Genomic DNA, 943 nt, shown 5'->3' with positions numbered 1-943 from the left:
AGAGCGTGTTTGAGAAGAATCTTGTTATTGGTACTTGAGGGGACGCGGGCCTTGCCGGACAGCGGGTCGTCCACCGCGCGCCAGGCGGCGGGTCATGAGGCCGATCGCTGCCCACCGGATCATGGCCTCGCTGGTGGCGGTGTGGCGTTCGTAGTCGCGGGCCAGCCGCCGGTGGGCCGTCAGCCACGCCAAAGTCCGCTCGACCGCCCACCGCCGAGGGAGGACAACGAAGCCCTTCTGGTCTGCGGGTTTGCGGACGATGTCCAGGGTGGTGCGCAGCGTCTGCGCGGCCCAGTCGACCAGGCGTCCGGCGAATCCGGCGTCGGCGAACACGAACCGGCACCGCGGAGTGGTGAGATACAGGCCCAGCAGCGTGCCCTTGGCGCCGTCGCGGTCCTGGACGCTCGCCGCGCACACCGTGACCGTGATCAGCAGGCCGAGAGTGTCGGTGACGATGAACCGCTTGCGTCCGGCGACCTTCTTGCCCGCGTCGTACCCGCGCGTGCCGCGGCCGACGGTGTCGGCCGCCTTCACACTCTGGGAGTCGATGATCCCCGCGCTGGGCTCGGCGTCGCGCCCCTCTCCCCGGCGGACCTGCTGGCGCAGCACGTCCAGGATCCGCAGCGTGACCCGCTGCTTCTCCCACCGCACGAAGTACCAGTACACCGTCTGCCAGGGCGGGAAGTCCGCGGGCAGCTGCCGCCACGCGCAGCCGGTGCGCACCACGTACAAGACCGCGTCCACGATCTCTCGCCGCGGGTGCTTCTCCGGGCGGCCTCCGCTGCCGGCCTCCGGCAGCAGCGGCTCGACCAGCGCCCACTCATCATCGGTCAGGTCCGAGGGGTAACACGACTGCCGAGACATCCCGCCATCCTGGGGCGAACCTACCCGGACGGTCACGCAGACACACCGACCTAGATCAACTTCTCAAACACGCACTAAG

The 943-nt window shown here is 69.2% G+C and carries 1 protein-coding gene; it reads right to left on the bottom strand.

The features are described from left to right. Positions 1 to 24: 24 nt before the first annotated feature. On the bottom strand, positions 25 to 864 hold the full coding sequence (locus E1281_RS39765; protein WP_131884828.1) for an IS5 family transposase: 840 nt from the start codon (positions 862 to 864) through the stop codon (positions 25 to 27). Between the last annotated feature and the right edge of the window lie 79 nt (positions 865 to 943).

Origin of the sequence: Actinomadura sp. KC345, from assembly GCF_004348515.1 — a bacterium.
Classification (GTDB): domain Bacteria; phylum Actinomycetota; class Actinomycetes; order Streptosporangiales; family Streptosporangiaceae; genus Spirillospora.
Note: the sequence above shows the minus strand (reverse complement) of the source record. Positions and strands in the feature narration are given on the sequence as shown.